At 68.8% G+C, this 25,468-nt stretch carries 23 protein-coding genes and 3 tRNA genes; 17 read left to right on the forward strand and 9 right to left on the reverse strand.

Annotated features, from left to right (window positions below; all coding sequences use genetic code 11):
- The first annotated feature begins 1 nt into the window (after position 1).
- The 9 genes from ccoO to hemN are packed head-to-tail and all read left to right on the forward strand — an operon-like array spanning position 2 to position 7,860.
- On the forward strand, positions 2–748 hold the full coding sequence (ccoO, locus tag V7Q48_RS00870) for a cytochrome-c oxidase, cbb3-type subunit II (RefSeq protein WP_333835693.1): 747 nt from the start codon (positions 2–4) through the stop codon (positions 746–748).
- The gene (locus V7Q48_RS00875; protein ID WP_333835694.1) at positions 745–906 is read left to right on the forward strand and encodes a cbb3-type cytochrome c oxidase subunit 3; all 162 of its coding nucleotides are present in this window, start codon (positions 745–747) and stop codon (positions 904–906) included. Before ccoO ends, V7Q48_RS00875 begins: the two co-directional genes overlap by 4 nt.
- Entirely contained in the window at positions 899–1,831 is a 933-nt protein-coding gene (gene ccoP, locus V7Q48_RS00880; RefSeq protein ID WP_333835695.1) for a cytochrome-c oxidase, cbb3-type subunit III, read from the forward strand. Before V7Q48_RS00875 ends, ccoP begins: the two co-directional genes overlap by 8 nt.
- Positions 1,832–1,839: 8 nt before the next feature.
- Positions 1,840–3,351: a cytochrome c oxidase accessory protein CcoG gene (gene ccoG / locus V7Q48_RS00885; protein WP_333835696.1), complete on the forward strand. Its 1,512-nt coding sequence runs from the start codon at positions 1,840–1,842 to the stop codon at positions 3,349–3,351.
- Between the two features lie 14 nt (positions 3,352–3,365).
- Complete coding sequence (locus tag V7Q48_RS00890) at positions 3,366–3,833, forward strand: FixH family protein (RefSeq protein ID WP_333835697.1); 468 nt, start codon at positions 3,366–3,368, stop codon at positions 3,831–3,833.
- Positions 3,830–5,986 (forward strand): heavy metal translocating P-type ATPase, encoded by a 2,157-nt coding sequence (locus V7Q48_RS00895; protein ID WP_333835698.1) that lies wholly within the window; start codon positions 3,830–3,832, stop codon positions 5,984–5,986. Before V7Q48_RS00890 ends, V7Q48_RS00895 begins: the two co-directional genes overlap by 4 nt.
- Entirely contained in the window at positions 5,983–6,138 is a 156-nt protein-coding gene (gene ccoS, locus V7Q48_RS00900; protein WP_333835699.1) for a cbb3-type cytochrome oxidase assembly protein CcoS, read from the forward strand. Before V7Q48_RS00895 ends, ccoS begins: the two co-directional genes overlap by 4 nt.
- Complete coding sequence (locus V7Q48_RS00905) at positions 6,135–6,449, forward strand: hypothetical protein (RefSeq protein ID WP_333835700.1); 315 nt, start codon at positions 6,135–6,137, stop codon at positions 6,447–6,449. Before ccoS ends, V7Q48_RS00905 begins: the two co-directional genes overlap by 4 nt.
- Entirely contained in the window at positions 6,433–7,860 is a 1,428-nt protein-coding gene (hemN, locus tag V7Q48_RS00910; RefSeq protein ID WP_333835701.1) for an oxygen-independent coproporphyrinogen III oxidase, read from the forward strand. Before V7Q48_RS00905 ends, hemN begins: the two co-directional genes overlap by 17 nt.
- 201 nt (positions 7,861–8,061) lie before the next feature.
- On the opposite strand, the gene chrA is transcribed toward hemN, so the two are convergent.
- Positions 8,062–9,375: a chromate efflux transporter gene (gene chrA, locus V7Q48_RS00915; RefSeq protein ID WP_333835702.1), complete on the reverse strand. Its 1,314-nt coding sequence runs from the start codon at positions 9,373–9,375 to the stop codon at positions 8,062–8,064.
- A gap of 296 nt (positions 9,376–9,671) precedes the next feature.
- Here chrA and eda point away from each other — a divergent pair, with 296 nt between their 5' ends.
- Both eda and V7Q48_RS00925 read left to right on the forward strand, forming a co-directional pair.
- The gene (eda, locus tag V7Q48_RS00920) at positions 9,672–10,289 is read left to right on the forward strand and encodes a bifunctional 4-hydroxy-2-oxoglutarate aldolase/2-dehydro-3-deoxy-phosphogluconate aldolase (protein ID WP_333835703.1); all 618 of its coding nucleotides are present in this window, start codon (positions 9,672–9,674) and stop codon (positions 10,287–10,289) included.
- A gap of 67 nt (positions 10,290–10,356) precedes the next feature.
- A complete protein-coding gene (locus V7Q48_RS00925) occupies positions 10,357–13,143 on the forward strand; it encodes a phosphoenolpyruvate carboxylase (RefSeq protein WP_333835704.1) in 2,787 nt (928 codons plus the stop codon).
- A 27-nt stretch (positions 13,144–13,170) separates the two neighbouring features.
- Here V7Q48_RS00925 and V7Q48_RS00930 read toward each other — a convergent pair whose 3' ends face one another.
- A complete protein-coding gene (locus V7Q48_RS00930) occupies positions 13,171–14,076 on the reverse strand; it encodes a LysR family transcriptional regulator (protein WP_333835705.1) in 906 nt (301 codons plus the stop codon).
- A 164-nt stretch (positions 14,077–14,240) separates the two neighbouring features.
- Here V7Q48_RS00930 and V7Q48_RS00935 point away from each other — a divergent pair, with 164 nt between their 5' ends.
- Positions 14,241–15,410, forward strand: a complete 1,170-nt coding sequence (locus tag V7Q48_RS00935) for an MFS transporter (protein ID WP_333835753.1) — start codon at positions 14,241–14,243, stop codon at positions 15,408–15,410.
- Between the two features lie 34 nt (positions 15,411–15,444).
- On the opposite strand, the gene V7Q48_RS00940 is transcribed toward V7Q48_RS00935, so the two are convergent.
- The 5 genes from V7Q48_RS00940 to V7Q48_RS00960 form a co-directional block, all read right to left on the reverse strand.
- A tRNA-Pro gene (locus V7Q48_RS00940) sits at positions 15,445–15,521 on the reverse strand.
- Positions 15,522–15,578: 57 nt separating this feature from the next.
- Positions 15,579–16,388 carry a GNAT family N-acetyltransferase gene (locus V7Q48_RS00945; protein ID WP_333835706.1) on the reverse strand — a complete coding sequence of 270 codons (810 nt, stop codon included), beginning with the start codon at positions 16,386–16,388 and terminating at the stop codon, positions 15,579–15,581.
- A 186-nt stretch (positions 16,389–16,574) separates the two neighbouring features.
- Positions 16,575–16,650 (reverse strand) — tRNA-Ile (locus V7Q48_RS00950).
- Positions 16,651–16,722: 72 nt separating this feature from the next.
- On the reverse strand, positions 16,723–17,718 hold the full coding sequence (locus V7Q48_RS00955; RefSeq protein ID WP_333835707.1) for a polysaccharide deacetylase family protein: 996 nt from the start codon (positions 17,716–17,718) through the stop codon (positions 16,723–16,725).
- Positions 17,715–19,655: a histidine kinase dimerization/phospho-acceptor domain-containing protein gene (locus V7Q48_RS00960; RefSeq protein ID WP_333835708.1), complete on the reverse strand. Its 1,941-nt coding sequence runs from the start codon at positions 19,653–19,655 to the stop codon at positions 17,715–17,717. Before V7Q48_RS00960 ends, V7Q48_RS00955 begins: the two co-directional genes overlap by 4 nt.
- Positions 19,656–19,976: 321 nt before the next feature.
- On the opposite strand from V7Q48_RS00960, the gene V7Q48_RS00965 reads away from it, so the two are divergent.
- Positions 19,977–20,444 (forward strand): Lrp/AsnC family transcriptional regulator, encoded by a 468-nt coding sequence (locus tag V7Q48_RS00965; RefSeq protein ID WP_333835709.1) that lies wholly within the window; start codon positions 19,977–19,979, stop codon positions 20,442–20,444.
- Between the two features lie 79 nt (positions 20,445–20,523).
- On the opposite strand, the gene V7Q48_RS00970 is transcribed toward V7Q48_RS00965, so the two are convergent.
- Positions 20,524–20,988, reverse strand: coding sequence for an Hsp20 family protein (locus tag V7Q48_RS00970; RefSeq protein ID WP_333835710.1), 465 nt, complete (start codon positions 20,986–20,988; stop codon positions 20,524–20,526).
- Between the two features lie 192 nt (positions 20,989–21,180).
- Here V7Q48_RS00970 and grxC point away from each other — a divergent pair, with 192 nt between their 5' ends.
- From grxC to V7Q48_RS00990, 4 genes are all read left to right on the forward strand, one after another.
- Positions 21,181–21,456 carry a glutaredoxin 3 gene (gene grxC, locus V7Q48_RS00975; RefSeq protein WP_333835711.1) on the forward strand — a complete coding sequence of 92 codons (276 nt, stop codon included), beginning with the start codon at positions 21,181–21,183 and terminating at the stop codon, positions 21,454–21,456.
- Positions 21,453–22,322 (forward strand): carbon-nitrogen hydrolase family protein, encoded by an 870-nt coding sequence (locus tag V7Q48_RS00980; protein ID WP_333835712.1) that lies wholly within the window; start codon positions 21,453–21,455, stop codon positions 22,320–22,322. Before grxC ends, V7Q48_RS00980 begins: the two co-directional genes overlap by 4 nt.
- Positions 22,319–22,828 carry a DUF1178 family protein gene (locus tag V7Q48_RS00985; RefSeq protein ID WP_333835713.1) on the forward strand — a complete coding sequence of 170 codons (510 nt, stop codon included), beginning with the start codon at positions 22,319–22,321 and terminating at the stop codon, positions 22,826–22,828. Before V7Q48_RS00980 ends, V7Q48_RS00985 begins: the two co-directional genes overlap by 4 nt.
- 57 nt (positions 22,829–22,885) lie before the next feature.
- Positions 22,886–22,962, forward strand: a tRNA-Arg gene (locus V7Q48_RS00990).
- Positions 22,963–23,006: 44 nt separating this feature from the next.
- Here V7Q48_RS00990 and V7Q48_RS00995 read toward each other — a convergent pair.
- Entirely contained in the window at positions 23,007–25,310 is a 2,304-nt protein-coding gene (locus V7Q48_RS00995; RefSeq protein ID WP_333835714.1) for an FdhF/YdeP family oxidoreductase, read from the reverse strand.
- Between the last annotated feature and the right edge of the window lie 158 nt (positions 25,311–25,468).

Here is a 25,468-nt window from a genome sequence, read left to right on the forward strand (position 1 = left end):
AATGTCCAGCATTGTAGAGCGTCACAAGACGCTGGAACGCAATGTCACCCTGCTGGCGGTTCTCGCCTTTGCCGCGGTGACGATCGGCGGGATCGTGGAGATCGCCCCGCTGTTCTGGATCGACAACACTATCGAAAAGGTGGAGGGCATGCGCCCCTACACCCCGCTCGAGCAGGCCGGGCGCGACATCTACGTGCGCGAAGGCTGCTACGTCTGTCACAGCCAGATGATCCGTCCGTTCCGCGATGAGACCGAACGCTATGGTCACTACAGCCTCGCGGCGGAATCGATGTACGACCATCCGTTCCAGTGGGGGTCCAAGCGCACCGGCCCCGACCTCGCGCGCGTGGGCGGCAAGTATTCGGATGAATGGCATGTCCAGCATCTGAAGGACCCGCGCTCGGTCGTGCCGGAATCGATCATGCCGACCTACCAGTTCCTGGCCGGGCGACCGCTGTCGAAGCCGAGCATGACGGCCGAACTGCAGACCCTCTACACCACCGGCGTGCCCTATACGAAGGCGCAGATCGCCAAGGCGGACGAGGACCTGAAGGCCCAGGCCGATCCGGAGAACGCGGGTGACTTCAAGACCCGCTGGCCCTCGGCGCAAGTGCGCGACTACGACGGCGACCCGTCCAAGCTGACCGAGATGGATGCGCTCGTCGCCTATCTCCAGATGCTGGGCACGCTGGTCGACGTCAACGCACCCGCCGCGCAGGAAGACCTGGCGAAGGAGAAGGGGCGGTGAGCACCTACGACACCTTGCGCCACTTCGCCGATAGCTGGGCGATCGCGGTCATGACCGCGGTGTTCCTGGCGCTGTGCATCTGGCCCTTCCGCCGCGGAGGCAAGGCCTCCGGCCGGGATGCGGCCAACTCGATCTTCACGGAGGATCACGATGGCTGATTTCCACAAGCCCGAACCCCGCGTCGACGAGGCGACGGGCGTCGAAACCGTCGGCCACGAATGGGACGGTATCGAGGAACTGAACACGCCGCTGCCACGCTGGTGGCTCTGGACCTTCTACGCGACGATCGTCTTCGCGGTCGGCTATGTCGTGGTCTATCCGGCAATTCCCGGGCGTCATGCGGCAACGGCCGGGACGCTCGGGTGGACCAGCCGCGGCGCGCTCGCAGCCGATCTCAAGGCCGCCGATGCCGCGCGCGCGCAGACCCGGGCGGCCATCGCGGCAACCCCGGTCGAAAAGCTGGCCGACAATCCGCAGTTGCTGCGCGCCGCGATCGAGGGGGGCAGCGCCGCCTTCAAGCAGAACTGCGTCCAGTGCCATGGCGCGGGTGCGGCGGGATCGAAGGGCTATCCCAACCTCAACGACGACGACTGGCTGTGGGGCGGCGACATCGCCACGATCCACCAGACGCTCGAACACGGCATCCGCTATCCCGGTGATGACCAGACCCGCAGCAGCCAGATGCCGGCCTTCGGGCGCGACGGCATCCTGACCGCGGCACAGGTGCAGGACGTGGTCAGCCACGTGCGCGTCATCAGCGGGCAGGAGAAGCCCAGCGCGTCGTCGGCGCGTGGCGCCCAGGTCTTCGCCGACAACTGCAGCGTCTGCCATGGTGCCAGTGGCGAGGGCAATCGCACCGTCGGCGCGCCGCGCCTCAGCGACCGGATCTGGCTCTACGGCGGCGATCGCGCGACGCTGACCGAGACCGTGACGTATGCCCGCCAGGGCGTGATGCCGGCCTGGGGCCACCGCCTCGACCCGGTCACCGTCAAGATGTTGGCGGCCTATGTCCACTCGCGTGGCGGCGGCGAGGCCAACCCGGCCCCCGACCCCGCCATCCCACCCGCAACCCCTGCGAAGTAGGCTAAACCATGCCCGGCGATCCCAAGCTCAAGCTGGTCCACAACCGCCCCGCCGCTGCGGCGAAGGGGAAGGGGGACACCCACGAAACGGCGCTTTACGCACGACGCGAGCCGGTCTGTCCCAGTAAGATCGACGGACGTTTCCGCCGGTTCAAGTGGGCGGTCATGGTCCTGTGCCTTGCGGTCTACTGGGGCACGCCGTGGCTGCGCTGGGATCGCGGGCCGTGGGCACCGAACCAGGCGGTACTGGTCGATCTTGCCCATCGCCGGTTCTACATGTTCGGCATCGAAATCTGGCCGCACGAGTTCTATTTCGTCGCCGGGCTGCTGATCATGGCGGGCATCGGGCTGTTCCTGGTGACAAGTGCGGTGGGCCGGGCCTGGTGCGGCTATGCCTGCCCGCAGACGGTCTGGACCGACCTGTTCCAGCATGTCGACCGCTTCATCGACGGTGACCGCAACGCGCAACTGGCCCTCGATCGCGCACCGTGGAGCCTTCACAAGCTGGTCAAGCGGCTGAGCAAGTGGGCGATCTTCCTGGCGATCAGCTTTGCGACGGGCGGCGCCTGGATCTTCTATTTCGCCGACGCGCCGACCTTGCAGCGCGAATTCTGGACCGGTCACGCGCCGGCCATCGCCTATGCCACCGTCGCGGTGCCGACCTTCACCACGTTCTGGCTCGGCGGGTTCATGCGCGAGCAGGTCTGCGTCTACATGTGCCCCTGGCCGCGTATCCAGTCGGCCATGCTCGACGAGAAATCGCTGATCGTCACGTACAAGGACTGGCGCGGCGAACCGCGTGGTTCGCTCAAGCAGGCGCAGCGGCTGCCGGGCGCGATCGGTGACTGCATCGACTGCAAGCAGTGCGTGGCGGTCTGCCCGACCGGGATCGACATCCGCGAGGGTGCGCAGATTGGCTGCATCACCTGCGGCCTTTGCATCGATGCCTGCGATCGCGTGATGGGCCAGGTCGGCCGTGCGCGCGGACTGATCGACTATTGCACGCTCGACGATGCCGAACATGAGCGCCGAGGCGGCGCGCCCAAGTCGCTGGTCCGCGCCATCTTCCGCCCGCGCACGCTGGTCTATCTCGGCCTGTGGAGCGCGATCGGCCTCGGCTTGCTGTTCATGCTTGGCCAGCGTTCCCGCCTCGACCTGTCGGTGGCACGCGATCGCAATCCCGAGTTCGTGCAACTGTCGAGCGGCGCGGTGCGCAACGGCTTCACCATCAAGCTGCGCAACATGGAAGACCGGCCCCGCCGGGTCGTCCTGGCGCTCAACGATCTGCCGCAAGGCGCGATCTACACCGACGAGATGGACGCCGCGCTCGCGCGTCCGTCGCTGACTTTCACCGTCCCGGCCGACACCACACAACGGCTGCGCGTCTATGCCGTCGTGCCCGGCGATGCGGCGCGCGAGCGGCGGTTCGCCTTCCGTCTCGCGGCGGCTGCAGGCGTCGGAGAGCGTCCGGCGCAGGATATCGTCACTACCGAATTTGCCGCCCCCGGCGACGCTGACTGAAAGGAACCCCCGCGATGACCGGCATCCGTAGCGCCCGCCCGTTCACCGGCCGGCACATGGCCGCGATCCTCGTCACGTTCTTCGGCGTGGTGATTACCGTCAACGTCATGATGGCGCGGCTGGCGACGTCGACCTTCGGCGGCGTGGTCGTCGAAAACTCCTATGTCGCCAGCCAGAAGTTCAACGGCTGGCTCGACGAGGCCCGCCAGGAACGCGCGCTCGGCTGGCATGCGGGAATCGCGCGCCAGGCCGATGGTGCGCTGTCCGTCGTGCTGACCGATGCCGCAGGCCATCCGATCGGCGATGCCACCGTAACCGCGACGGCGGAGCATCCGCTGGGCCTGCGTGGCGACGTGGCGCTAACCCTGCCGGCGCATGGGGCCGGCCATTATGGTGCGGCACTGCCCGAGGGGCGCTGGCGCATCAAGCTCGTCGCGCGCCGCGGTGGCCAGACCTGGCGTTCGGTCGGAGAGGTCGGATGACCCGCGCTGCGCGGCGCGACGCCGACCCTGTGGCGCAACCCCAAGACGCCCGGCTGGTGCACACGGCGCTGGCCGTTCCCGCGATGCACTGCGCCGGTTGCATGGGCAAGGTCGAGCGCGGGCTGGCGGCCCTGCCGGGCGTTGCGCAGGCCCGCGCCAACCTCACCGCGCGCAGCGTCGGCGTCGACCACACCGATGCGGTGACCGTGCCCGATCTCGTTGCGGCGCTGGCCCGCGCGGGCTTTGCCGCGCAGCCGCGCGCGAGCGTTCTGGTCGAGCCGGTTTCGGCGGTGCGTCCGCTGCTCGCTCCGCTGGCGGTTGCGGCGTTCGCCTGCATGAACGTCATGCTGCTGTCGGTCAGCGTCTGGTCGGGGGCGGACGGCGCAACGCGCGATCTGTTCCACTGGCTTTCAGCGCTGATCGGGGTGCCGGCCACCGCCTATGCCGGACGGCCGTTCTTCGCCTCGGCGTGGAGCGCGCTGCGCCACGGCCGCACCAACATGGACGTGCCGATCAGCATCGGCGTGACGCTCGCCACCGGGCTTTCGTTCTACGAGACGGTCACGCACGGGGCGGAGGCCTGGTTCGACGGCACGCTGATGCTGCTTCTGTTCCTGCTGGCCGGCCGCGCGCTCGATGCCATGATGCGGGACCGCGCCCGTGCCGGGGTCGATGCCCTGCTGCGGCAGGCGGCGCCGGGCGCGATGGTGGTGGCCGACGACGGCGCGACCGCCTGGTATGCCGCGACGGACCTGGCGCCCGGCATGGTCATGCGCGTGGCGGCCGGCGAGCGGCTGGCCGCGGACGGCGTGGTGCTGCGCGGCAGCAGCCGTCTCGACCGTTCGCTGCTGACCGGAGAGAGCGCGGCGGTTCCGGCAGCGGACGGGGACCGCGTCCTGGCGGGGACGCTCAACACCGACGCGCCGATCGACGTGCGCGTCCTGGCGACCGGTGAAGACACCGCATTGGCCGACATCGCCCGGCTGATGGAGGCCGCAGGCCAATCGCGCTCGCGCTACGTGCGGATCGCGGATCGCGCCTCGCGGCTCTATGCCCCGGCGGTGCACAGCCTTGCCGCACTGACCTTCGCCGGCTGGATGCTGGCCGGAGCCGGCATCTACAAGGCGCTGGTCATCGCCATCGCCGTGCTGATCATCACCTGCCCCTGCGCGCTCGGGCTCGCGGTGCCAGTGGCGCAGGTGGTCGCTGCGGGCGCGCTCATGAAGCGGGGCATCCTCGTCAAGGACGGGTCGGCGCTCGAGCGGCTGGCCGAGGTCGACCGCATGTTGATCGACAAGACCGGCACGCTGACCGAAGGGCGCCCCGTTCCCGACGCCGCGACGCTTGCTGCCCTCCGCGCCGACGAGGCGGCGGTCGGGCTTGCGCTGGCGAGCCACAGCCGTCATCCGCTGTCTCTCGGTCTGGCCGAGGCCTTGGGCGCGCGTGGCGTGCGCGCTGCCGAACTGAGCGACGTGCACGAGACGCCCGGTCGGGGAATGACCGCGCAATGGCACGATGTTCCCGTCTCGCTCGGCCGCCCTGCCGCAGCCTCCGGCGGGATGGCCGCGGCGCTCGCGATCGGAACCGCGCCGGTGCGCCTGATCGGCTTTGCCGATGCGCTGCGGCCCGATTGCACCGATGCCCTGGCGGAACTGGCGCGCCAGGGCATCCCGGCCTCGATCCTGTCGGGCGATGGAGTCGCGGCGGTGGCCACGGTGGCGCACCAGACCGGCTTGACGGCGCAGGCCAATGCCTCGCCGCAGGACAAGCACGAGGCGATCGAGCGCCTGTCCGCGGCCGGGCACCGCGTGCTGATGGTGGGCGACGGGTTGAACGACGGCCCGGCGCTGGCCGCCGCGCACGCCTCGATCGCGCCCGGCTCGGCCAGCGATGTCGGGCGACAGGCGGCGGACGTGGTGTTCACCGGCGCGTCGCTGCGGGCCCTGCCGCAAAGCGTCGCCATGGCTCGGCGGACGATGCGCGTGGTGCGCCAGAACTTCACGCTGGCGATCGGCTACAACCTCCTCGCCGTGCCGCTGGCGATGGCCGGTCTGGTGACCCCGCTGATCGCGGCGGTGGCGATGTCCACGTCTTCGCTGGTGGTCGTGGCCAATTCGCTCAGGTTGTCTTTCACCGATGGAGAGCGGGCATGACCTCGATCGCGGTACTCATTCCGATTGCATTGGGCATGGGACTGATCGGCCTTGCCGCATTCTTCTGGGCCCTGCGGCAGGGGCAGTTCGTCGATCTCGACGGCGCGGCCGCGCGCATCCTGATCGACGAGGGCGAGGATGCGGCGCCATGACCCGCCAGCAACGCCTGCGCATGGTGTCGGCGCTCGCTGGCCTGGCACTGGTGCGCTTTGTGGTACCCGCGCCCGCGCTGGCGAGTGGCCCGCGCGCCATGGCCGTTCCGATCTGCGGCGAGGCGGGCCATGTCCTGCTGCTGCCGATCGCGCCACCCCGGGATGGCCGGAGCGGACCGCGCAAACCGGGTGGCGAAAGCCCGGCGCCGTGTTGTGCAATTTGCCATAGCGCAATGCGCAAGCGTGCCGGCGCTGGTAGCTGCTGCGATGACGGGAGCGACGGCGGAGAGAACAATGACGATGGCAGGTGACGCGGCCGCGATCGCGGATCGCATCGGCAGGACGACGGCAGGGCTTGGCAAGGCTTCCGGTCGCAGCCTGCCTCGGCCGGTCGAAGGCGAACGGTTCGGCGCCTGGACTTGGTATCCAGAGCTGCTGGCACGCCCGGTGCCGCGCTATACCAGCTATCCCACCGCTGCCGAATTTGTCGACGCCCCCTTTGCCGAGGCACAAGCCGCGGCGCTGGCTGCGCTGTCGGGGCCGGTCTCGCTCTATCTGCACATCCCGTTTTGCGAGCAGATCTGCTGGTATTGTGGCTGCAACACCGGCGCGGCCAACCGCAGCCAGCGCCTGGCGGCCTATCTCGGCGCGCTGACCCGCGAGATCGAAATGGTCGCTCGCCATATCGGCTCCAGCGCGCGCGTCACTCGCATTGCCTTTGGCGGCGGTAGCCCCAATGCCATCGCCCCGACCGACTTCGTCCGTCTGATCGACGCGCTGACGCTCAATTTTCGGCTGGCGCGGCCTGTGCTATCGCTCGAACTCGATCCGCGCAGCCTGGCGCCGGCGTGGTTCACCGCGATCCGCGGCATCGGCGTGATCAAGGCCAGCCTGGGCGTGCAGACCTTCGATCCGCGCGTGCAGGCCGCGATCGGCCGCGTCCAGCCCGAGGCCGACATCGCCCGCGCCCTGGATGGACTGCGCAAGGCCGGGGTGGATTCCGTCAACTTCGACCTGATGTATGGCTTGCCGCATCAGGACGAGGCTGTGCTGGCGCAGACGCTGGAGACCGCCGTTGCCATGCAGCCCGATCGCGTGGCGCTGTTCGGCTATGCCCACGTGCCGGGCGTGATCCCGCGCCAGCGACGCATTGACGCCGCCAGCCTGCCCGGCCAGCGCACCCGCTTCGCCATGGCCGCGCAAGGGGCTGAGCGCCTCAAGTCCGCCGGCTATGCGACGATCGGCTTCGACCACTTCGCCTTGCCGCATGACGACATGGCCACGGCCCGCGCCGCGGGCACCCTGCGGCGCAATTTCCAGGGCTTTACCGACGACACCGCCCCCGCACTGATCGGGCTGGGCGCATCCTCGGTCAGCCAGTTCCCCGGCCTGCTGGTGCAGAACGACAAGAACGCCGGGCGCTATCGCACCCTCGTCGAAGCCGGCACATTGCCCGGCACGCGCGGCGTGGTGCAAAGCCCCGAGGACCGCCGCCGCGCCGCGCTGATCGAAACGCTGCTGTGCCGGGAGACGGTCGATCTGCCACCCGATCTGCTGGAAGACGCGGGCGAGGGATTGCTCCCGTTCGTCGAGCGGGGCCTTGCCCGGATCGAGGGCACCCGCCTCACGCTCGCGCCGCACAGCCAGCCCTATCACCGATCGATCGCGGCGCTGTTCGATCGCTGGCGCAACGGTGGGCACCAGTTCAGCTCGGCGGTCTAGGGTCGAGGCATGACAGATCCTCCCTGTGCTGCAAGCACGGGGAGGTGGCAGCGCGCGAAGCGCGCTGACGGAGGGGCCATTATTCTCAAGCAACCTCACGCCCCTCCACCACCGCTTCGCGGCGGTCCCCCTCCCCGTGCCTTCGGCACAGGGAGGATCCGGCGGTGTCGCTAGGATGGCGGGATCCCCTTCGCCGCAAACTCACACCGCCCAGCCCAGCATCAAGCCGGCCATCGCTGTCACGCAAAGCGTGCGCAACACGCTCCATCGCGCGCCGAAGATCAGCACGCCCGCCAAGGTCGCGAGGGCGGCGGCGCGCCAGTCGAAGCTGGCCCAGTCGGGCAGGGTGAGGTGCAGCGGCCCGACCGAGACCGACGACACGCGCGTGAACAGGACGTGGAGCGCGAACCACAGCGTGAGGTTGGCGATCACGCCGACGATCGCGGCAGTGAGCGTGGCGAGGCCGCCCTTGAGGCGCCGCGCGTGTTCGAGTCGCTCGATCCAGGGGGACAGCGCGAAGATCCACAGGAAGCACGGCGCAAAGGTGACCCATGTCGTCAGCAATGCACCGGCCACGCCGGCGACGAGCGGCGAGAAGGGGGCAGGGCTTCGCGCGGCGGCGAGGTAGCCGACGAACTGCGTGACCATGATGAGTGGTCCGGGCGTCGTCTCGGCAAGGCCGAGGCCATCGGCCATCTCGCCCGCGCTCAGCCAGCCGTGGCCCTGGACCGCCTGCTGCGCCATGTAGGCAAGAACGGCGTAGGCGCCCCCGAAGCTGACCACCGCCAGCTTGGAAAAGAACGTGGCGATCGTCCACAGCACATGATGCGTGCCGAGCGTTGCCGCAACGAAGGCGAGCGGGGCCATCCACAGGCAAGCGCCGATCGCAACCGCCCCCAGGCTCTGCCGCCATGGACGTGGGCCCGGGGGTGGGGCGGCAGGTGCGGGCTTGAGCGCCAGCCAACCCGGCCGCCGTGCCGCGACCGCGCTGCCCAGCAATCCTGCGCCAAGGACGATGACCGGAAAGGGCAGGCCGAACACGAAGAGCCCGGCGAAGGCGATTATCGCGATGGCCTGCTTGAACCGCGTATCGAGCGCCCGCCCGGCGACACGGCGCAGCGCCTGGACGACGATGGCCAGAACCGCCGACTTGATGCCCAGGAACACCGCGGCAAACCACGCAAGATGCGCGGCGGCGCCGTAAAGCACCGAGAGCGCGAGGATCAGCAATGCCCCCGGGATGACGAAAAGCAGCCCGGCGGCGAGGCCTCCGCGGGTGCCGTGCAGCTTCCATCCGATCCAGATGGCCAGTTGCTGCGCCTCGGGCCCGGGCAAGAGGTGGCAGAAATTGAGCGCATGGAGGAACTGGTCTTCGCTGATCCAGCCGCGTTCCTCGACGAGTTCGCGGTGCATCAGTGCGATCTGGCCGACCGGTCCGCCAAAACTGAGGCAGCCGATGCGGGCCGAGACGCGGACCAGTTCAGCAAAGGTCGGGTGATCGCTTGGTGTGGTCACAAGGCACGCCTCAATATCCGCAGGAGCGGAGGATCAAGGCAACGCTTGGCTCCAAGGGGTCGGCCTTAAGGAGCTTGGGCCATGAACCCGACCGGGAGGTTGCTTTGCCCCGGCGATCGTCGGGATACCGGCGAGCGCAACCAATGGCAATGCCCGCCAGCGCGGCGACGGAACGGCCGCGAAACGCGGCATGGCGCCGAAAGAGCGAGGAAATAGCTATGCGTCTTGCCCGTTGGCAGATGCACTGGCATCGGCAACTCGCTAGTCATTGCGCATTCAACCGCCGGAGAGACACCATGAAGCCGATCGAGATCATCATGCGCACCGCGCCCGTCATTCCGGTGCTGGTGATCGAGGATGTGGCCCATGCGCTGCCGATCGCCCGCGCGCTCGTCGCCGGGGGCCTGCGCGTTCTCGAAGTGACGCTACGCACGCCTGCCGCGCTCGAAGCGATCGCCGCGATGAAGTCCGTCGAGGGCGCGATCGTCGGCGCCGGGACCGTGACCAACCCCGACGAACTCAAGGCCGCGATCGACGCCGGCTCGGAATTCATCGTCTCGCCCGGCCTGACCGAGCGTCTCGGCCAGGCGGCTGTGGAGTCCGGCATTCCGTTCCTGCCCGGCACCGCCACCGCCGGCGACATCATGCGCGGGCTGGACCTGGGGCTGACTCACTTCAAGTTCTTCCCTGCCTCGACCTCGGGCGGGCTACCCGCGCTGAAGGCGCTGGCAGCGCCGTTCCATCAGGTGAAGTTCTGCCCGACCGGCGGCATTAATCTGGCGTCGGCGCCCGAGTGGCTCGCCGCCGATCCGGTGCTATGCGTCGGTGGCAGCTGGGTCGTTCCCAAGGGTACGCCCGACGAGGCGGAGATCGAGCGCCTGGCGCGCGAGGCCTCGGCCCTTTCCAACACCTGACGCATCGGGCATGGTGCAGCGCAGCAAGACCGTCCGGGCGACACGGACAAGCAAGGGGAACAGGGTGATGAAGACCGTTGCACAGCTGCGCGAGCGCCTCCAGGCGCTGCACCAGCGCACCACCGAGACCCCGCTGTTCAATCCGGTGTTCCAGCTCAGCCACGACCTGTCGCGCGAGCTGGAAGCGGGCACGCTCTCGCTCGACGATATGGCCGCACTCGTCGCGGAACTGGAATGCGAGGCGTTGCAGAGCCGGGCGGTGCGCCTTCGCCGTCTCGTCGCGCCGACCGTGGCCGAGGCGAACCTGTCGCGCATCGCCGCCCTGCTCAACGAGGAAGACGGTTTCGGCCAGTTCCGCGCGCGCTGGGAAAAGCCGCTGCTCCATGCGGTGTTCACCGCGCACCCGACCTTCCTGCTCAACCCGGCGCAGGCCGATGCCGTGGCCTCCGCCGCGCTCGCCGACGACCCGATGGCGGCGACGGTCTGCGCGCTGCCGGCCGAGCATCGCAAGATCACGCTCGAGTTCGAGCACGTCGAGGTGTGCAACGCGATCGAGCGCGCCGGCGCCGCACGCGACCGGATCAACGCGACGCTGCTGGCCCACGCGCGCGAGCGCTGGCCGACCCGCTGGCTCGACTTCCGCCCGCTGCCGTTCCGCTTCGCGACCTGGGTCGGCTACGACATGGACGGCCGCACCGACATCGGCTGGCACACCTCGATCGCGTTCCGCCTGCGCGAGAAGGCGCGCCGTCTGGCAAGCTATGCCGCAGGGTTGCGCAGCCTGGTCCCCGATCACGCCTTGCTGACGACGCTTGATGGTGCGGAAACCCATGCCTCGCAGATGGCCGAGGCCTTCTCGGTGCCACTCGATACGCCCGAGGCACTCGCCGCCGCCGCCAACAGCCTCACCGCCGATCACCCGGACAAGCTGCTGTCATTGAAGCCGCTGATCGCCACGCTCGAGGCGGATGCCGCCAGCGCCGCCGATGGCGATGTCGCGATCGGCCTGGCAACGCTCGCCGGTGCGATGCGCGCCGATGGCCTTGGCATGGGCTGGATCCATTTCCGGGTGAACACGTCGCAGCTGCACAATGCGCTGCGCCGCCGCGTCGACCCCGATGGCACGCTGGACATCGCCAGCAAGAGTGCGCTGTCGCGGCTGCGCGAACTGCTGGCCGAAGTGAAGCCGCTACGGGTCAACTTTGCCGCGCTGGCGATCGAGACCTCGACCGCGATCCGCCAGTTCCTGGCGATGGCGCAGATCATCCACCACATCGACGGCGACGCGCCGATCCGCATGCTGATCGCCGAGTGCGAGCAGCCGCAGACGGTGCTGGCCGCGCTCTATTTCGCCAAGCTGTTCGGGATCGACGACAAGGTCGATGTATCCCCGCTGTTCGAGACCGAAACCGCGCTCGAGCATGGCGGCCGCTTCCTCGAGGCACTGCTCGCCGAGGAGGCCTATCGCGATTACGCCCGCCAGCGCGGACGGGTCTCGATCCAGACGGGCTTTTCCGACGCCGGGCGCTTCATTGGCCAGTTGCCCGCAGCCCTGGCGATCGAGCGCCTGCAGGGGCGCCTGGCCGAGGCGATGGCAGCCCATGGCCTGACCGACGTGGCGGCCCTGGTGTTCGACACGCACGGCGAGTCGATGGGCCGCGGCGCGCATCCTTCCGGCTTTGCCGACCGCCTGACCTGGCCGCTCAGCGGCTGGGCGCGGCGCCGCTTCATGAAGGCCGGCATCGCGCTCGAGCCCGAGGCCAGCTTCCAGGGTGGTGACGGCTACCTCTTCTTCCGCAACGACGAACTGGCGCTCGCCACGCTGTCGCGCATCGTCGAGGCGGAGTTGTCGTTCGCGGCGCCGGTGCCGCGCGATCCGTTCTACGACCGGACCGACCTCAGCCTCGATTTCTATCGTGCGATCCGCCGGGTGCAGCGCGACCACCTCAAGAGCGCGACCTATGCCCGTGCGGTGACGGCGTTCGGTCTCGGCATGCTGACGGCGACGGGCAGCCGCGTGTCGCGCCGCCAGTCCGACATTTCGGCCGACCGGACGATGAGCCTGCGCCAGATCCGCGCGATCCCGCACAACGCTATCCTGCAGCAGATCGGCTATCCGGTGAACGTCATCGCCGGGGCAGGGACCGCCGCAGGCGACGAGATCGAGGCGATCGCCGAACTGCTCGGCCAGTCGGAACGCGGGATGCAGCTGGTGCGTCTGCTGCGCGCGGCCAACGGCCTTGCCTCGATCAAGACGGTCGGTGCTTATGGCGAGCTGTTCAATTCCGCCTATTGGGCCAGCCGGCCCTATCGCGGCACCGAAACTGCGCTCGAAGGCGCATGCATGGCGCTGGCGGAGTATCTGACCACGGACGATCGCGCCGGCGTGTTCCGTCGGCTGGTCTCGCGCCTGCGCGTCGACTGGATGAAGCTGCACCGCCTGCTCGCGCTCGTACCCGGGGCGCCGTCCGGCCGCGACCCGGTGCTGGATGCGGAGCGGCGCAGCATCGGTCTGCTGCAGGCGGTTCGCCTCGCGTTGCTGATGCACATGTTCCTGCGCGCCGTGCAAGTGCCGCCGTTCTCGCGCTCGAACGACGTCAGCCGCGACGACGTGCTGGAAATGGTCCTGTCGCTGCGGGTCGACGATGCATTGGCACAGCTGCGCCGCGCTTATCCGGTGGCGACCCCGCATCTGGCGGACTTCAGCGTCGACGAGCCGAGCGATTTCCCCGATCATGCCGGCGAGGACTATGGTGCGATCCGCGCGCGCTTCATCGATCCGATCGAGCGTTCGCACGCCCTGATGCTGCGCGTCACGGTCGCCATCGCCAACCACTTCGGCGCGCACGGCTGATGCGCTGAACGCGCCGCGCCGCCCGCTTCAGCGAAGATGGGTGGCGAGGAAGTCCACGAAGACACGCACGCGCGCCGGGGTGTTGGCACCGCCGACGAACACGGCATGGATCTGCTCGATATCGCCGGGATTGAATGCCTCGAGCAGCGGCACCAGCGCGCCCGACGCAATATCCTCGGCAACGCCGAAGGTCCCGACGCGCGCGATGCCGACCCCGGCGCGGGCCAGCTGGCCGAGGGTCTCGCCGTTGTTGGCCTCGATGTTGCCACGCACGGAGAGGTCAAATTCTGCGTCATCGCGGCGGAACGGCCAGACCGGCTCGGCGCGGCGGAAGCTGAAATTGAGGCAGTTGTGCGCGAAGAGGTCTTCGGGAGCCGATGGCGTGCCGTGCCGCGCCAGGTACTCGGGCGAGGCGACGATCACGCGCCGCGTCTCGCCGACCTTGCGCGCGGTCAGCGTGCTGTCGGGCAGGGGGCCGAAGCGCACCGCAACGTCGGCCTGGCCGCCGGCGATGTCGATCAGCGTATCCGTCAGCGAAACGTCGATGAGAATGTCGGGGTAGAGCGCGGCGAACTGCCCGAGCAAGGGCACGACGCTGAGGCGCCCATGCGCGAAGGCCGCGCTGATGCGCAGCCGCCCGCGCGGACTGCCCTGGTCGGCGATGCGTTGCTCCGCCTCGTCGAGGTCGGCCAGGATGCGCCGCGCCGCCTGAAGGTATGACAGCCCTTCTGCGGTCAGCGACAGGGCGCGGGTCGAGCGCAGCAGCAACCTGACGCCGAGCCGCGCCTCGATCCGGTCGACCGCGCGCGCCACGGCCGAGGGGCTCATTCCCAGCCGTCGGCCGGCGGCCGAAAAACTGCCCTGATCGACCACCGCGACGAACAGCGACATGGCATGAGCCCGGTCGGTTCCACCGGCAAGCTTTGCGTCCATTGCAAAAATCCTTGGCGTCGAGACCTGCTACACCGCGGGGGCGTCACAGTCCATCTACGCCGCAAGCAGATAGACAAGGATTGAAGCATGCCCATTGCGCCACGATCGGCGAAGATCGCCCTGCCTCCCTCGCGCCCGGTGATGAGCCGGGAGGTCACGCCATGATGAAGAACCAGCTCGGGCTGCTCGCCCTGGCGGTCGGCGCCTTCGGCATCGGCGTCACCGAGTTCGCGCCGATGGGCCTGCTGCCCGTGATCGCGCGCGACCTGCAAGTGTCGATCCCTGCCGCCGGCCTGCTGATCAGCGCCTACGCGCTGGGTGTCGTCGCGGGCGCACCGCTGATGACGCTGACCACGGGCCGGGTGCCGCGGCGCACGCTGCTCATTGCGCTCGCGGGCATCTTCACCGTGGGCAACCTGCTCGCGGCGATTTCCGACAGCTATGCCATGCTGCTCGTCGCGCGGCTGGTTACCTCCTTCAACCATGGCGCATTCTTCGGCGTCGGCTCGGTGGTCGCGGCGGGACTGGTCGCGCCCGAACGGCGTGCCAGCGCGGTAGCGTCGATGTTCATGGGCCTGACCATCGCCAACGTGGTGGGCGTTCCGCTGGCCACGTGGGCAGGCGAGCACCTCGGGTGGCGCGCCTCGTTCTGGGGTATCGCCGGGCTCGGCATGCTGACCATGACGGCCCTGCGCGCGACGCTGCCGGCATTGCCCGCGCCGACGGGCGGCAACGTCATGGCCGAGCTGCGGGTGCTGACCCGCCGGCCGGTACTGGGCGCGCTGGCGCTGACGGTGATCGGATCGAGCGCGATGTTCACCGTGTTCACGTATATCACCCCGATCCTGCGCGACGCGACGCACGCTTCACTAGGCTTCATCACCGCGATGCTGGTGCTCTATGGCCTGGGTCTGACCGCGGGAAACTGGCTCGGCGGCCGCTTCGCCGACCGCTCGGTCGATCGCACCCTGGCAATCACGCTGGCGGGCCTCGCCGCGATCCTCGTCGCCTTCGCGTTCGGCATGGGCCAGGCGATGACCAGCGCGGTGCTGATCTTCCTCTGGGGCGTCGCCAGCTTCGCTCTCGTGCCGCCGCTGCAGGTGCGCGTGATGACCGCCGCTGCCGATGCACCGAATCTCGCCTCGGCGGTCAACATCGGCGCGTTCAACCTCGGCAATGCGTTCGGCGCAGCACTCGGCGGCGGCGTGATCGCGGCAGGCCTAGGCTATCCCGCCGTGGCACTGGCCGGCGCGGCCACCTCACTGCTCGGCCTCGTCGCCCTCTGGGCCACCCGCGAACCGAAGCGGCGCGCGGCGGTGGCGCTGCCCGCCTGAGCGAGCTTGCGGGTTGCAGAGGTTGTGAGGAAAATGGTCGGGGAGACAGGATTCGAACCTGCGACCCTCTGCTCCCAAAGCAGATGCGCTACCAGGCTGCGCTACTCCCCGACTGGTCGCAGCGCCTTAGGAAGGTGCGGCGGTGCGCGCAAGCGTGAAGTGTGCCGGTCAGGCTGCGGCGCTGAAGCGCGTGGCATAGCGCTGCGAGATCTGCTCGACCGGCAGCACCACGCAGACATCGACCGTGTTGAATGCATGGTCGATGTAGGCGCCGTCGCCGAAACGGGCGCCGCAGCGCAAGTAGCCCTTGATGAGCGGCGGCAGGCACAGCATCGCCCGGCGTTCGTCGTACGTGCCGCGGGCCAAGCGTTCCAGCGCGGCGGCGCTGCGGGCATTGGGGCGGACGCTGGGGCGCTGCTCGGGCGCGGCGAGGAAATTGTGCGCTAGGAACGACAGCGCCTCGGCGTGCGCGTCGGGGTCGATGCCGGAAAACGAGGCGCACCCGAACATCAGGCCGATCTGGTGGCGCGCGATGTAGTCGGCGATCCCGCGCCACAGCAGCGAGATCGTCGCGCTGGTACGCCAGGCCGGGAGCACGCACGACCGCCCGAGTTCGAGCAGTTCGCCGGCCACGCGGTTGTCGCCGCCGATCAGCGGCGCCAGGTCGAATTCGCCGGCGCTGTAGAAGCCGTCGGCGGCGCGCGCGACGCTCTCGCGCAGCAAGCGATAGGTGCCGACGACCTGACCCTGCGCCAGCATGGTGCCCGGCTGGTCTTCGTCGATCACCAGCAGGTGGTCGCACAGCGCATCATAGGGATCGGCGTCGAGATCGCGCAGCAGAGTCTCTGCCTGCGCGCCCATCTCCTCGAAGAAGACCTGCCAGCGCAGCTTCTGGACCGCAAGCAGGTCTGCCGCATCGTGCGCCAGGCGCACCGTCAGCCGGCGTTGTTCTTTTCCGAGACCGATGACCTGACCCATGCCCGCGCCCTTTTGCCGTGTCGGGCAAGCGTAGCGGAGCGTCGTGACGCCGGTTTTGCAGAATTGTGATGCTGGTGCGTCAGATCAAGCAGTGCTGTCGCCGCTTTGTCGCATTGCCGACGCCGGTATGTCTTGCCGCAGGCCTGTCTTTCAGGCGGCTGTCTTGCAGGGTGGGGGGACGGGGGGTGGTAGGCCCGGCAGGATTTGAACCCGCGACCTAGCCGTTATGAGCGGCCAGCTCTAACCACTGAGCTACGGGCCCCCGTCACAAGCCGTTAGAGCGCGCGTGGCGGCTTGGCAAGATTGCCGCTTACCTCTTCAGGAGACTGGCCAATCAGGTGCTTGCCGCGGCGATGATCTCGGGCACGCGCACCGGACGCACGCCGCGCGATGCACAGTGCGCAAAGGCCGCTTCCCACCATTGCATCATCGCGGCGAGATCCTCGTTGGTGCGCACGTAGGGCGTGTGCCCGGGCACCAGCGAGGGGCTGTGGAACGAAAACACGATCACGGGTACGCCGTCGTCGATCGCGTGGTCGAGCGCGCGCAGCGCCTCGGGCAGGGGCACGCCCTCCGGTGTCAGCGGCACGCGGTTGAGCAACCCCATGCGCGCCAGCGCGCCGCGCAGGTGCGGGATCCGCTCGGCATGGCGGAACAGCGGCCCGCCCCAGCGGCGCAGCGTGCCGGTGAACATCGTCGTCAGCGGCAGCTCGATCAGCCCGCCCGGCCGGTCGACCCACCACGGCCTGACCGGCAGTCCGGTGAAATCGGGGCCGCCTTGTGCCGAATAGTCGAAATGCGAGCGCACCGAGGTGTCGATCGCGATGTCGGTATGGGCGAGCGCGTCGGTCGAGGCATGGCCGATGCCGTAGCGGCCGGCGCGATAGATCAGCGGTGCGGTTCCGAAGGCGTCGACAAGCGCCTGGTTGAGCGCGCAGAGTTTGGCCTGCTCCAGTTCCGGCGGCAGGTTGCCGGCAAAACTGTTGTGGACCGAGAGCGTCTCGCCGTGCGGAGGGCTGACCCACGGGTGCAACTGCACGCCGATGTCCGCGCGCCCCGCGGCCACCGCATCGCCCAGCGCCGTGCGAATCGCGCTATCGGTCGCGACCGGGTGGTCAATCAGGTACGTCGGCGCGACGCCATGGCTTTCGCAGAACGACTGGAACGCCGCGAGATGCGGGACGTGCGACAGCCCATAGCCGGTGCGGGCGAAGGGCTGCCCCCAGTCGAATTCCTCTTCGGTGTCGACGGTGACGAGAAACCGCTGCCCGAAATCGCGGGCAAAGCGTACCGGCGGGCCGGGGCGGGGCCGGAAAGGTCCGCGGCTCATCCCGCCGCTCCGGTGAGGGGCGCAGGCCCGGTGCCATGCGCGGTTCCGTGCTCGCCCGCCAGCGGCAGGTCGATGCGCAGCCGCGCCCCGTCGCGCCGCAACCGTCCGCCCATGGCGCGCACTTCCGCCGCGGCCAGACGCAAGGCGAAGCCGTTGCCGAGCATTCCGCCGGTCGCGGCACTGCGCGCGCTGTCGGCTGCGAACAGTGCGGCATCGTCGCGTGCGGCGAGGGCGGCGGGAAGGGGCAGGTCGAGCCGCGCCGTGGCGGCGGCACCCTGATGCAGCGCGATGGCCAGCCGCTCGCCCGGCGCGGCCGCGCTGCCGATCACGGCGAGCATGCGCCAGATCATGTGTTCGAGTTCGATCGCCGTGACCGCCACGGGCAGCCTCGCCGCGGGAGGGCCGGCTTGGGTGCCGCCGTCGCCATCGATCCAGCGCAGGCGCACCTCGCGCGGGCCGATCACCGGCTCGAGTTGCGCGATGAGCCGCACGACCATGGCGGTGAGGTCCGTCACCGCGTCCTGCTCGGCCAGCGGCTGGCCTTGGCCGCCCTCCAGCCGCGCAAGCCGCTCGAGATCTTCGAACCCGGCCAGCATCCGCGCCGCATCGGCCGCGATGCTGGCAGCCAGGCTGCGGTACTGATGCGGCGCTGCGCCGAAGACCTGCTGCTGGATCATCTCGGCAAAGCCCTGGATCGCGTTGATCGGCGTGCGCAGTTCGTGCAGCGTCTGGCGCAGGCGGTCGCTGCCCTCATCGGCCGGGGCGGCGGGCGCTGCCGGGACCTGCGCCGCGGCCTCTGCGGGCCGGCGCAGGCAGCCGCGATAGCCGGTGAAAGCGCCAGTGCCCGCGGCGAAGAGCGGCACGGCATCGACCTGCCAGTGCCCGGCCAGCGCAGCGGGGCCATCGAGCGTCAGCTTGCCTGCAATGATCGGCAAGCGCCCCGCGAAGGCCCGCTGGCTGGCATGATCGGTGCGGGCCGGGGCATCGGGCGCGCCGGAGAAGGGACGATAGCCGACCAGCATGGGCGCCCAATCGGCATCGGCGGTGACCACCGTGCCGCCGGCGTCGATCGCGATGTCGATCGACAGGGGCGTCGCGTGGCCAGAAGGCTCGTCCGCGAACGGCAGCCTGGGATGCGGGTCGGCCGTCGCCGTGATCGGCGGGGCTGCGAGGACGGGCGAAGCGGCAAGGCGCTCCTCTCGGTCGCGACGGAACGCCTCGATCCGCCGCACGATGGCACCAATGCCTTCTTCGGCGGGGGGCGGCGATGGTTCGATGCGCAGCGGGATCGGCTGGGGCGCTACCGGTGCAGCCTCGATCGGCGGCTTCGCAACCGTGGAGGGTTCGAGCGCGCTTGCGGAAACGGGCAACGCGGCGTCCTGCGCGGCGGGTGCCTCCAGCGCGAAGTCCTTGATGCCGAGCTGGTCGAGCAGCCGTTCCACCCGGGCGCCGAGGTCGCGCCGGTGCCGCAGGAACCCGCGCGCCTGGATCGGCAGGCGAGGGACCAGCTCGAGCCATTCGTCCTCGCGCAGCACGGCTCCGCGAATCGCGGCCAGGGCCACGCGTGGTGCCTTGTTCGCGAAATGCGCAGCGAGGCGGGGATGGCGAAGCGGGGTATGGGCCAGCAGCGTCGCTGCGCCCTCGATCCCGGCGGCACCGGCGCTGATCTCGTCATGCAGCGAATCGAGCCGGTCGAGCGCCTCGTCGTGCCGCCGGGTCCAGCCGCCGGCCGCGCCACGTCCGATAAGGTCGGCCAGCTGTCGGAATTGGACACGAAGGCCCGCAGGCCCCGCCGCACGGGTGCGCAATACGGTATCGAGCCGGTCATCGACGATGGTGGAGAAGGGAGACGACGCGCCGTGCGCCAGCCCGCCGTCGGCGTCTGCGCCAGCAGGACCTTCCATCTCGAAGAAGTCGGGATCGTCGTCGCGTGCCATGGGCTGGGGGCCGGTTCGTCCTTGTTCGCGCAGCGGCCGGCGGCCGGGTATGGCCTTCGCCACGCGGATTGATTACACGGCGCGGCCGCCACGCCAGACATGCGCTATCGCCGGGGGCGAGGCAAGCATGGCCAATGCTGGGGCTTTTTCCGTTCCTGGCGCGATCTTAGCGACCCGGGCCCTAATAAAGTGTGGCCAACCGCAAAAGCCATACGGAAGGTGCGTTGCATTGCATCACAATTGCGATATGACACAACAAAATTAGCCTGAGCGCCCCAACCGGCGCACATTCTTGCGGGTCGAGCGGTTTCAGAACACGACATGGCAACACTTGATGGAATCGACCGGCGTCTCCTGTCCGAGCTTCAGGACGAGGGGCGCGTCACCAATGTGGAATTGGCGCAGCGCGTCGGGCTGACCGCGCCGCCTTGCCTGCGCCGCGTACGCGCGCTTGAGGAGGCGGGCGTCATCCGCGGCTACCATGCCGATCTTGACCCGGCCAAGCTCGGATTCGCGATCACGGTCTTTGCGCTGGTCAGTCTCAAGAGCCAGGCCGAGGAATCGCTGCGCCAGTTCGAAGAGCATATGCGCACGCTGCCCGAAGTGCGTGAATGCCACATGCTCAACGGCGAGATCGACTTCATCCTCAAGATCGTCAGCCGCGATCTCCAGGCCTTCCAGGAATTCCTGACCAGCAGGCTGACGCCGGCCCCCAACGTGGCCAGCGTCAAGACCTCGCTGACGATTCGCACGGCCAAGCAGGTCCCGGGCGTTCCGTTCACGGATTGACCCGCCGGCCGAGCGGGGGCCAGAAAAAAAGGGGCGAAGCCGCGCGGCTCCGCCCCTTTGTCATGCCGAGTTGGCTGGATCAGGCCGCAGCGCTGGCATCGCCCGAGGGCACGACCGACAGCGCCTTCTGGTCGCCGATCAGCACCTTCTTGGGCTTCATCGCTTCGGGCACTTCACGCACGAGGTCGATGGTCAGCAGGCCATCGGCGAGATCGGCGGCTTCGACGCGGACGAAATCCGCCAGTTCGAAGCGGCGCTCGAAACCGCGGTTGGCGATGCCGAGATGCAGGTACTGCTTGTCGGCAAGGTCGGCCTTGCTGCCCTTGACCACCAGCAGGTTCTGCTGCGCGGTGATATCCAGCTCGTCCGCCTTGAAGCCGGCAACGGCCAGCGTGATGCGATAGGAATCGTCACCACGGCGTTCGATGTTGAACGGCGGATAATTGTCGCCGACGTTGGCGCGGGCCTGGCGTTCGAGCAGGTCGAACAGGCGGTCGAAGCCCACGGTGGTGCGGCGATACGGGGTGAAATCAAAACGGTTCATGGCAATATCCTCGTCTGAGCAATCTGCACATGCCCTGGCCCGGGAAACTCCGGCGCCGGGGCGGGTTGAAGGTGGCAGGCCCATCTTGTGGCGCCCGTCACAAAACCCCATGTGTGGCGCCGAAAGCCGATTTCAAGGCCTTGCACCGCCGGTCGTCCTGGCCGCCGGGAACCACCGATCGAAGGAGCCGACATGAGCGACGCCGCAACCCCCAAAGTCGAGATCTATACCAAGTGGGGCTGCCCCTATTGCGCCCGTGCCAAGCAGCTGCTTGGTGAGAAGGGCGTGGCCTACGAGGAATACGACGTGACGATGGGCGGCCCCAAGAAGGCCGAAATGGTCGAGCGCGTGCCGGGCGCCGCGACCGTGCCGCAGATCCTCATCAACGATGAAGCCATCGGCGGCTGCGACGATCTCCACGCGCTCGATCGCGCCGGCAAGCTCGACGCGCTGCTCGGCCGCGCATGACCCTGGCGGACGGCAGCCGGGACGCCGCTGCGACGCGCATCGCTGTCCTGCAGATGACCAGCGGGATCACCCCGCTGGTCAATGCGCGCACGATCACCGATGCCGCCGCGCAGGCATCCGATAGCGGGGCAGCAATGCTGTTCACGCCGGAAATGGCCGGTCTGATCGACCGCGACCGCGCAAGGGCGGCCGTGCACATCGTTGCCGAAGACGACAACCCCGTACTCGCCGCGGCACGCGAGACGGCCGCCCGCCATGGTTTGTGGATCCACCTGGGCTCGCTTGCGGTCCGGGCGGATGACGCAACGGGCGATGGCCGCTGGGCCAATCGCGGCTTCGTGATCGACGCCAAGGGCGCGATCGCGGCACGCTACGACAAGATGCACATGTTCGATGTCGACCTGGCCAGTGGCGAGACCTGGCGCGAGTCGGCCGCCTATCGCCCCGGCGAGGCTGTCGTCACCGTGGATTGTCCGGTCGGGCGACTGGGCCTGGCAATCTGCTACGACATCCGCTTTCCGGCCCTGTTCGAGGCATTGGGCCGGGCGAAGTGCGACTGCATCGCCATTCCGGCCGCCTTTACCGTGCCGACCGGTGCCGCGCACTGGCACCTGCTCCAGCGGGCCCGCGCGGTCGAGGCGAGCGCCTACGTCATCTCCGCCGCGCAAGCTGGCGTCCACGAAGACGGGCGCGAGACGTATGGCCACAGCCTCGTCGTCGACCCTTGGGGCGAAATCCTGCTCGATATCGATGGCGGCGCCGGCCTTGGCTTCGCCTCGATCGACCCGTCGCGCACGGCGGCGGTGCGTGCCCAACTGCCCAGCCTTGCCAACCGTCGCCCGGTCCCTCTATCGCCGGCCTCATGATTGTCTTCGATCTGCAATGCATGGCGGGCGGCCACCGCTTCGAGGGCTGGTTCGGCTCGTCGGAGGACTATGCCGCACAGGCCGCGCGCGGCTTGCTCACGTGCCCGGTCTGTGGCGCCGCCGAGGTTGGCAAGGCGGTGATGGCGCCGGCAGTCGGCCGCAAGAGCAACCAGCTGACGCCGGCGGCCCGACCTGCACCGCCATCCGTTGCAACCACGGCCGCGCCGTCGTCTACACCAGCCGCAGCCAAGCCAACCCCGCCGCTGCCGCCCGAGGCCGTCGCCATGCTCAAGGCTGTCGCCCAGGCCCAGGCCGAGGCGCTGCGTCATTCGACCTGGGTGGGCGATACCTTCGCCGACGATGCACGCGCGATGCATTACGGCGACAAGGACGTCGCACCGATACATGGCAAGGCAACGCCTGAGGAAGCACGCGAACTCCTAGACGAAGGCATTGCCGTCGCGCCGCTGCTGATCCCGGTCGTGCCGCCCGGCGAGGCGAACTGACGCCCCGTCGATGGACACCGTTGCCTTGCCCAGCGCGCGCCCTTAAGAGGAGCGCGGGCGCCCGTAGCTCAGCCGGATAGAGCACCAGATTCCTAATCTGGGGGCCATGGGTTCGAATCCCGTCGGGCGCACCACTCATGACCCGGTCCCTCTTAAGGGACCGGGTTTTTCTTTGGCCTCAGCCCTGCGAGGCGCGCAGGGTGACGGGGATCGACTTGTAGGACGGGGTGCCGCTGCGCTCGTCGTAGTCGTCGAGCGCGATCAGCCCGTTCGCCTCCGGATAGTAGGCCGCCAGCGAGCCACGGGCGATCGAGTGCGCGACCACGGTCTGCCCGGCGAGCACGCGGCCGGGTCCGGCTACCAGATCGACGAGGTCGCCATGGGCCAGGCCCATGTCGGCCAGGTCGTCGGCATGGGCGAAGACCACGTCGCGGCGCCCGGTGATGCCGCGATACCGGTCGTTCAGGCCATAGATCGTTGTATTGTACTGGTCGTGGCTGCGGATCGTGGTCAGCGTGAACGGACCGTTGTCCTTGTTGTCGTCCTCGTTGATGCCCTTGTAGACGAGGAAATGCGCCTTGCCGTCGGGCGTATCCCACTCGCGGTTCGATGCGCCGACGCGCAGGCGAAAGCCACCTTTCTGGCGAACCCGCTGGTTGAAGCCGGCGAAATCGGGGAAGACTTCGGCGATCTTGTCGCGGATCAGGTCGTAGTCGGCGACCATGGCGTCCCAGTCGATCGTGGTGCCGGGCAAGGCGGCTTTGGCGATTCCGGCGATGATCGCCGGCTCGGAGCGCAAGTCGGGCGAGGCGGGCTTGAGACGGCCATGCGAGGCATGGACCATCGACATCGAGTCCTCGACCGTCACGGCCTGTGCCACGCCGTTCTGCTCGTCCAATTCGGTGCGGCCGAGACAGGGTAGGACGATGCTTTCGCGGGCGGTGAGCAGGCAGGTGCGGTTCAGCTTGGTGCAGATCTGCACGTTGAGATCGAGCCGGCGAAATGCCGCGAAGCTCGCCTCGGGGTCGGACATCGCCACAGCGAGATTGCCGCCGAGGCCGATGAAGCCCTTGGCGGTGCCATCGCGCATCGCGGCCACGGCCTCGACCGCGTTGTGGCCCTTGTCGCGCGGGCTCTTGATCCCGAACGCGGCATCGAGCTTATCGAGCATCTCGGGCTTGGGCGCCTCGGTGATGCCGACGGTGCGGTCACCCTGCACGTTGCTGTGGCCACGCAACGGGCACACGCCGGCGCCGGGCTTTCCGATGTTGCCGCGCAGCAGGAGCAGGTTGGTCAGCTGCTGCACGTTTTCGGTGCCGTGGCGATGCTGCGTTAGCCCCATGCCGTAGCAGATGATGACATTCTCGGCGCGCCAGTAGGTCTCCGCCATGCCGGTGATTGCGGCCTGCGTCAGCCCCGAGCGGGCCTCGATCGACGACCACGACGTCGCTTCGATGTCTGCTGTCAGGTCGTCGAGCCCGGTGGTGTGTTCGGCGATGAAGGCGCGGTCGAGCAAGCCCTTGCCGCCGGCGGCCAGATCGGCAGCATCGGCGGCGAGCAGGGCCTTGATCATGCCCTTGAACACCGCGACATCGCCGCCCACGCGCACCTGGTGATAGGCCGAGGCGAGCTGGGTCGATTGCAGCGTCGCCATCTCAAGCGGGGCCTGTGGGTCCTGGAACCGCTCGAGTCCGCGCTCGCGCATCGGGTTGACGACGACGATCGGCGCGCCGCGCTTCGATACCTCGCGCAAGGTGCTGAGCATGCGCGGATGATTGGTGCCCGGGTTGTGGCCGACGCAGAACACCGCATCGGCATGATCGAAATCCTCGAGCGTGACGGTGCCCTTGCCGACGCCGATCGACTTGGGGAGGCCGACGCTGGTCGCCTCGTGGCACATGTTGGAGCAGTCGGGGAAGTTGTTGGTGCCGTAGCAGCGCGCCATGAGCTGGTACAGGAACGCCGCCTCGTTGGAGGCGCGGCCCGAGGTGTAGAATTCCATGCGGTCGGGCTTGTCCATCGCCTGCATGGCGCGGCCGATGCGCGCAAAGGCCTCGTCCCAACCGATGGTGACGAAGCGGTCGCTGCCGGCGTCATAGGCCAAGGGGTGCGTCAGTCGTCCGGCATTTTCCAGCTCGTAGTCGGACCAGCCCCAAAGTTCGGACGCGGTATGCGCTGCGAAGAATGCCGGATCGACGCGCTTGGCGGTCGCTTCCCAGGTGACGGCCTTGGCGCCGTTCTCGCAGAATTCGAACGAGGACGTGTGCTTGGGGTCGGGCCAGGCGCAGCCGGGGCAATCGAAGCCGTCTGGCTGGTTCATCTGCAACAATGCCCGCGTGTCGGCGCTGGCGCCCATCTGGTCACGCACGGCGGCGGCGACGGCGCGCAAGGCTCCCCAGCCGCCGGCCGGCCCATCGTAGGGCTTGATGCCCTCGGCGTTGTCGTGATGGGGGCTGTCACGCTCGAGATCATTGCTGGCCATGCGCCAGATCCTTTCGAATTCGCCCCGACCGGGGCGGTGCTGGTGCCGCCGGGTGCGCCCGGGCGAGCTGTGTCCGACAGGTCGCGAGGGTAGGCCCGGGCGGACGTCAGTAAAGGCATACCAAGGGGTCGTTCGGGACCGGCCCCTCCTGAACGCTG

The organism is Novosphingobium sp. (genome assembly GCF_036803765.1).
Taxonomy (GTDB): Bacteria; Pseudomonadota; Alphaproteobacteria; order Sphingomonadales; family Sphingomonadaceae; genus Novosphingobium.

Bases quoted from the DNA above. Each gene is read 5' to 3' on its own strand.
- ccoO (WP_333835693.1), top strand. From the start codon at position 2: ATGTCCAGCATTGTAGAGCGTCACAAGACGCTGGAACGCAATGTCACC.
- ccoP (WP_333835695.1), top strand. From the start codon at position 899: ATGGCTGATTTCCACAAGCCCGAACCCCGCGTCGACGAGGCGACGGGC.
- ccoG (WP_333835696.1), top strand. From the start codon at position 1,840: ATGCCCGGCGATCCCAAGCTCAAGCTGGTCCACAACCGCCCCGCCGCT.
- V7Q48_RS00890 (WP_333835697.1), top strand. From the start codon at position 3,366: ATGACCGGCATCCGTAGCGCCCGCCCGTTCACCGGCCGGCACATGGCC.
- V7Q48_RS00895 (WP_333835698.1), top strand. From the start codon at position 3,830: ATGACCCGCGCTGCGCGGCGCGACGCCGACCCTGTGGCGCAACCCCAA.
- ccoS (WP_333835699.1), top strand. From the start codon at position 5,983: ATGACCTCGATCGCGGTACTCATTCCGATTGCATTGGGCATGGGACTG.
- V7Q48_RS00905 (WP_333835700.1), top strand. From the start codon at position 6,135: ATGACCCGCCAGCAACGCCTGCGCATGGTGTCGGCGCTCGCTGGCCTG.
- hemN (WP_333835701.1), top strand. From the start codon at position 6,433: ATGACGATGGCAGGTGACGCGGCCGCGATCGCGGATCGCATCGGCAGG.
- eda (WP_333835703.1), top strand. From the start codon at position 9,672: ATGAAGCCGATCGAGATCATCATGCGCACCGCGCCCGTCATTCCGGTG.
- V7Q48_RS00925 (WP_333835704.1), top strand. From the start codon at position 10,357: ATGAAGACCGTTGCACAGCTGCGCGAGCGCCTCCAGGCGCTGCACCAG.
- V7Q48_RS00930 (WP_333835705.1), bottom strand. From the start codon at position 14,076: ATGGACGCAAAGCTTGCCGGTGGAACCGACCGGGCTCATGCCATGTCG.
- V7Q48_RS00935 (WP_333835753.1), top strand. From the start codon at position 14,241: ATGAAGAACCAGCTCGGGCTGCTCGCCCTGGCGGTCGGCGCCTTCGGC.
- V7Q48_RS00945 (WP_333835706.1), bottom strand. From the start codon at position 16,388: ATGGGTCAGGTCATCGGTCTCGGAAAAGAACAACGCCGGCTGACGGTG.
- V7Q48_RS00955 (WP_333835707.1), bottom strand. From the start codon at position 17,718: ATGAGCCGCGGACCTTTCCGGCCCCGCCCCGGCCCGCCGGTACGCTTT.
- V7Q48_RS00960 (WP_333835708.1), bottom strand. From the start codon at position 19,655: ATGGCACGCGACGACGATCCCGACTTCTTCGAGATGGAAGGTCCTGCT.
- V7Q48_RS00965 (WP_333835709.1), top strand. From the start codon at position 19,977: ATGGCAACACTTGATGGAATCGACCGGCGTCTCCTGTCCGAGCTTCAG.
- V7Q48_RS00970 (WP_333835710.1), bottom strand. From the start codon at position 20,988: ATGAACCGTTTTGATTTCACCCCGTATCGCCGCACCACCGTGGGCTTC.
- grxC (WP_333835711.1), top strand. From the start codon at position 21,181: ATGAGCGACGCCGCAACCCCCAAAGTCGAGATCTATACCAAGTGGGGC.
- V7Q48_RS00980 (WP_333835712.1), top strand. From the start codon at position 21,453: ATGACCCTGGCGGACGGCAGCCGGGACGCCGCTGCGACGCGCATCGCT.
- V7Q48_RS00985 (WP_333835713.1), top strand. From the start codon at position 22,319: ATGATTGTCTTCGATCTGCAATGCATGGCGGGCGGCCACCGCTTCGAG.
- V7Q48_RS00995 (WP_333835714.1), bottom strand. From the start codon at position 25,310: ATGGCCAGCAATGATCTCGAGCGTGACAGCCCCCATCACGACAACGCC.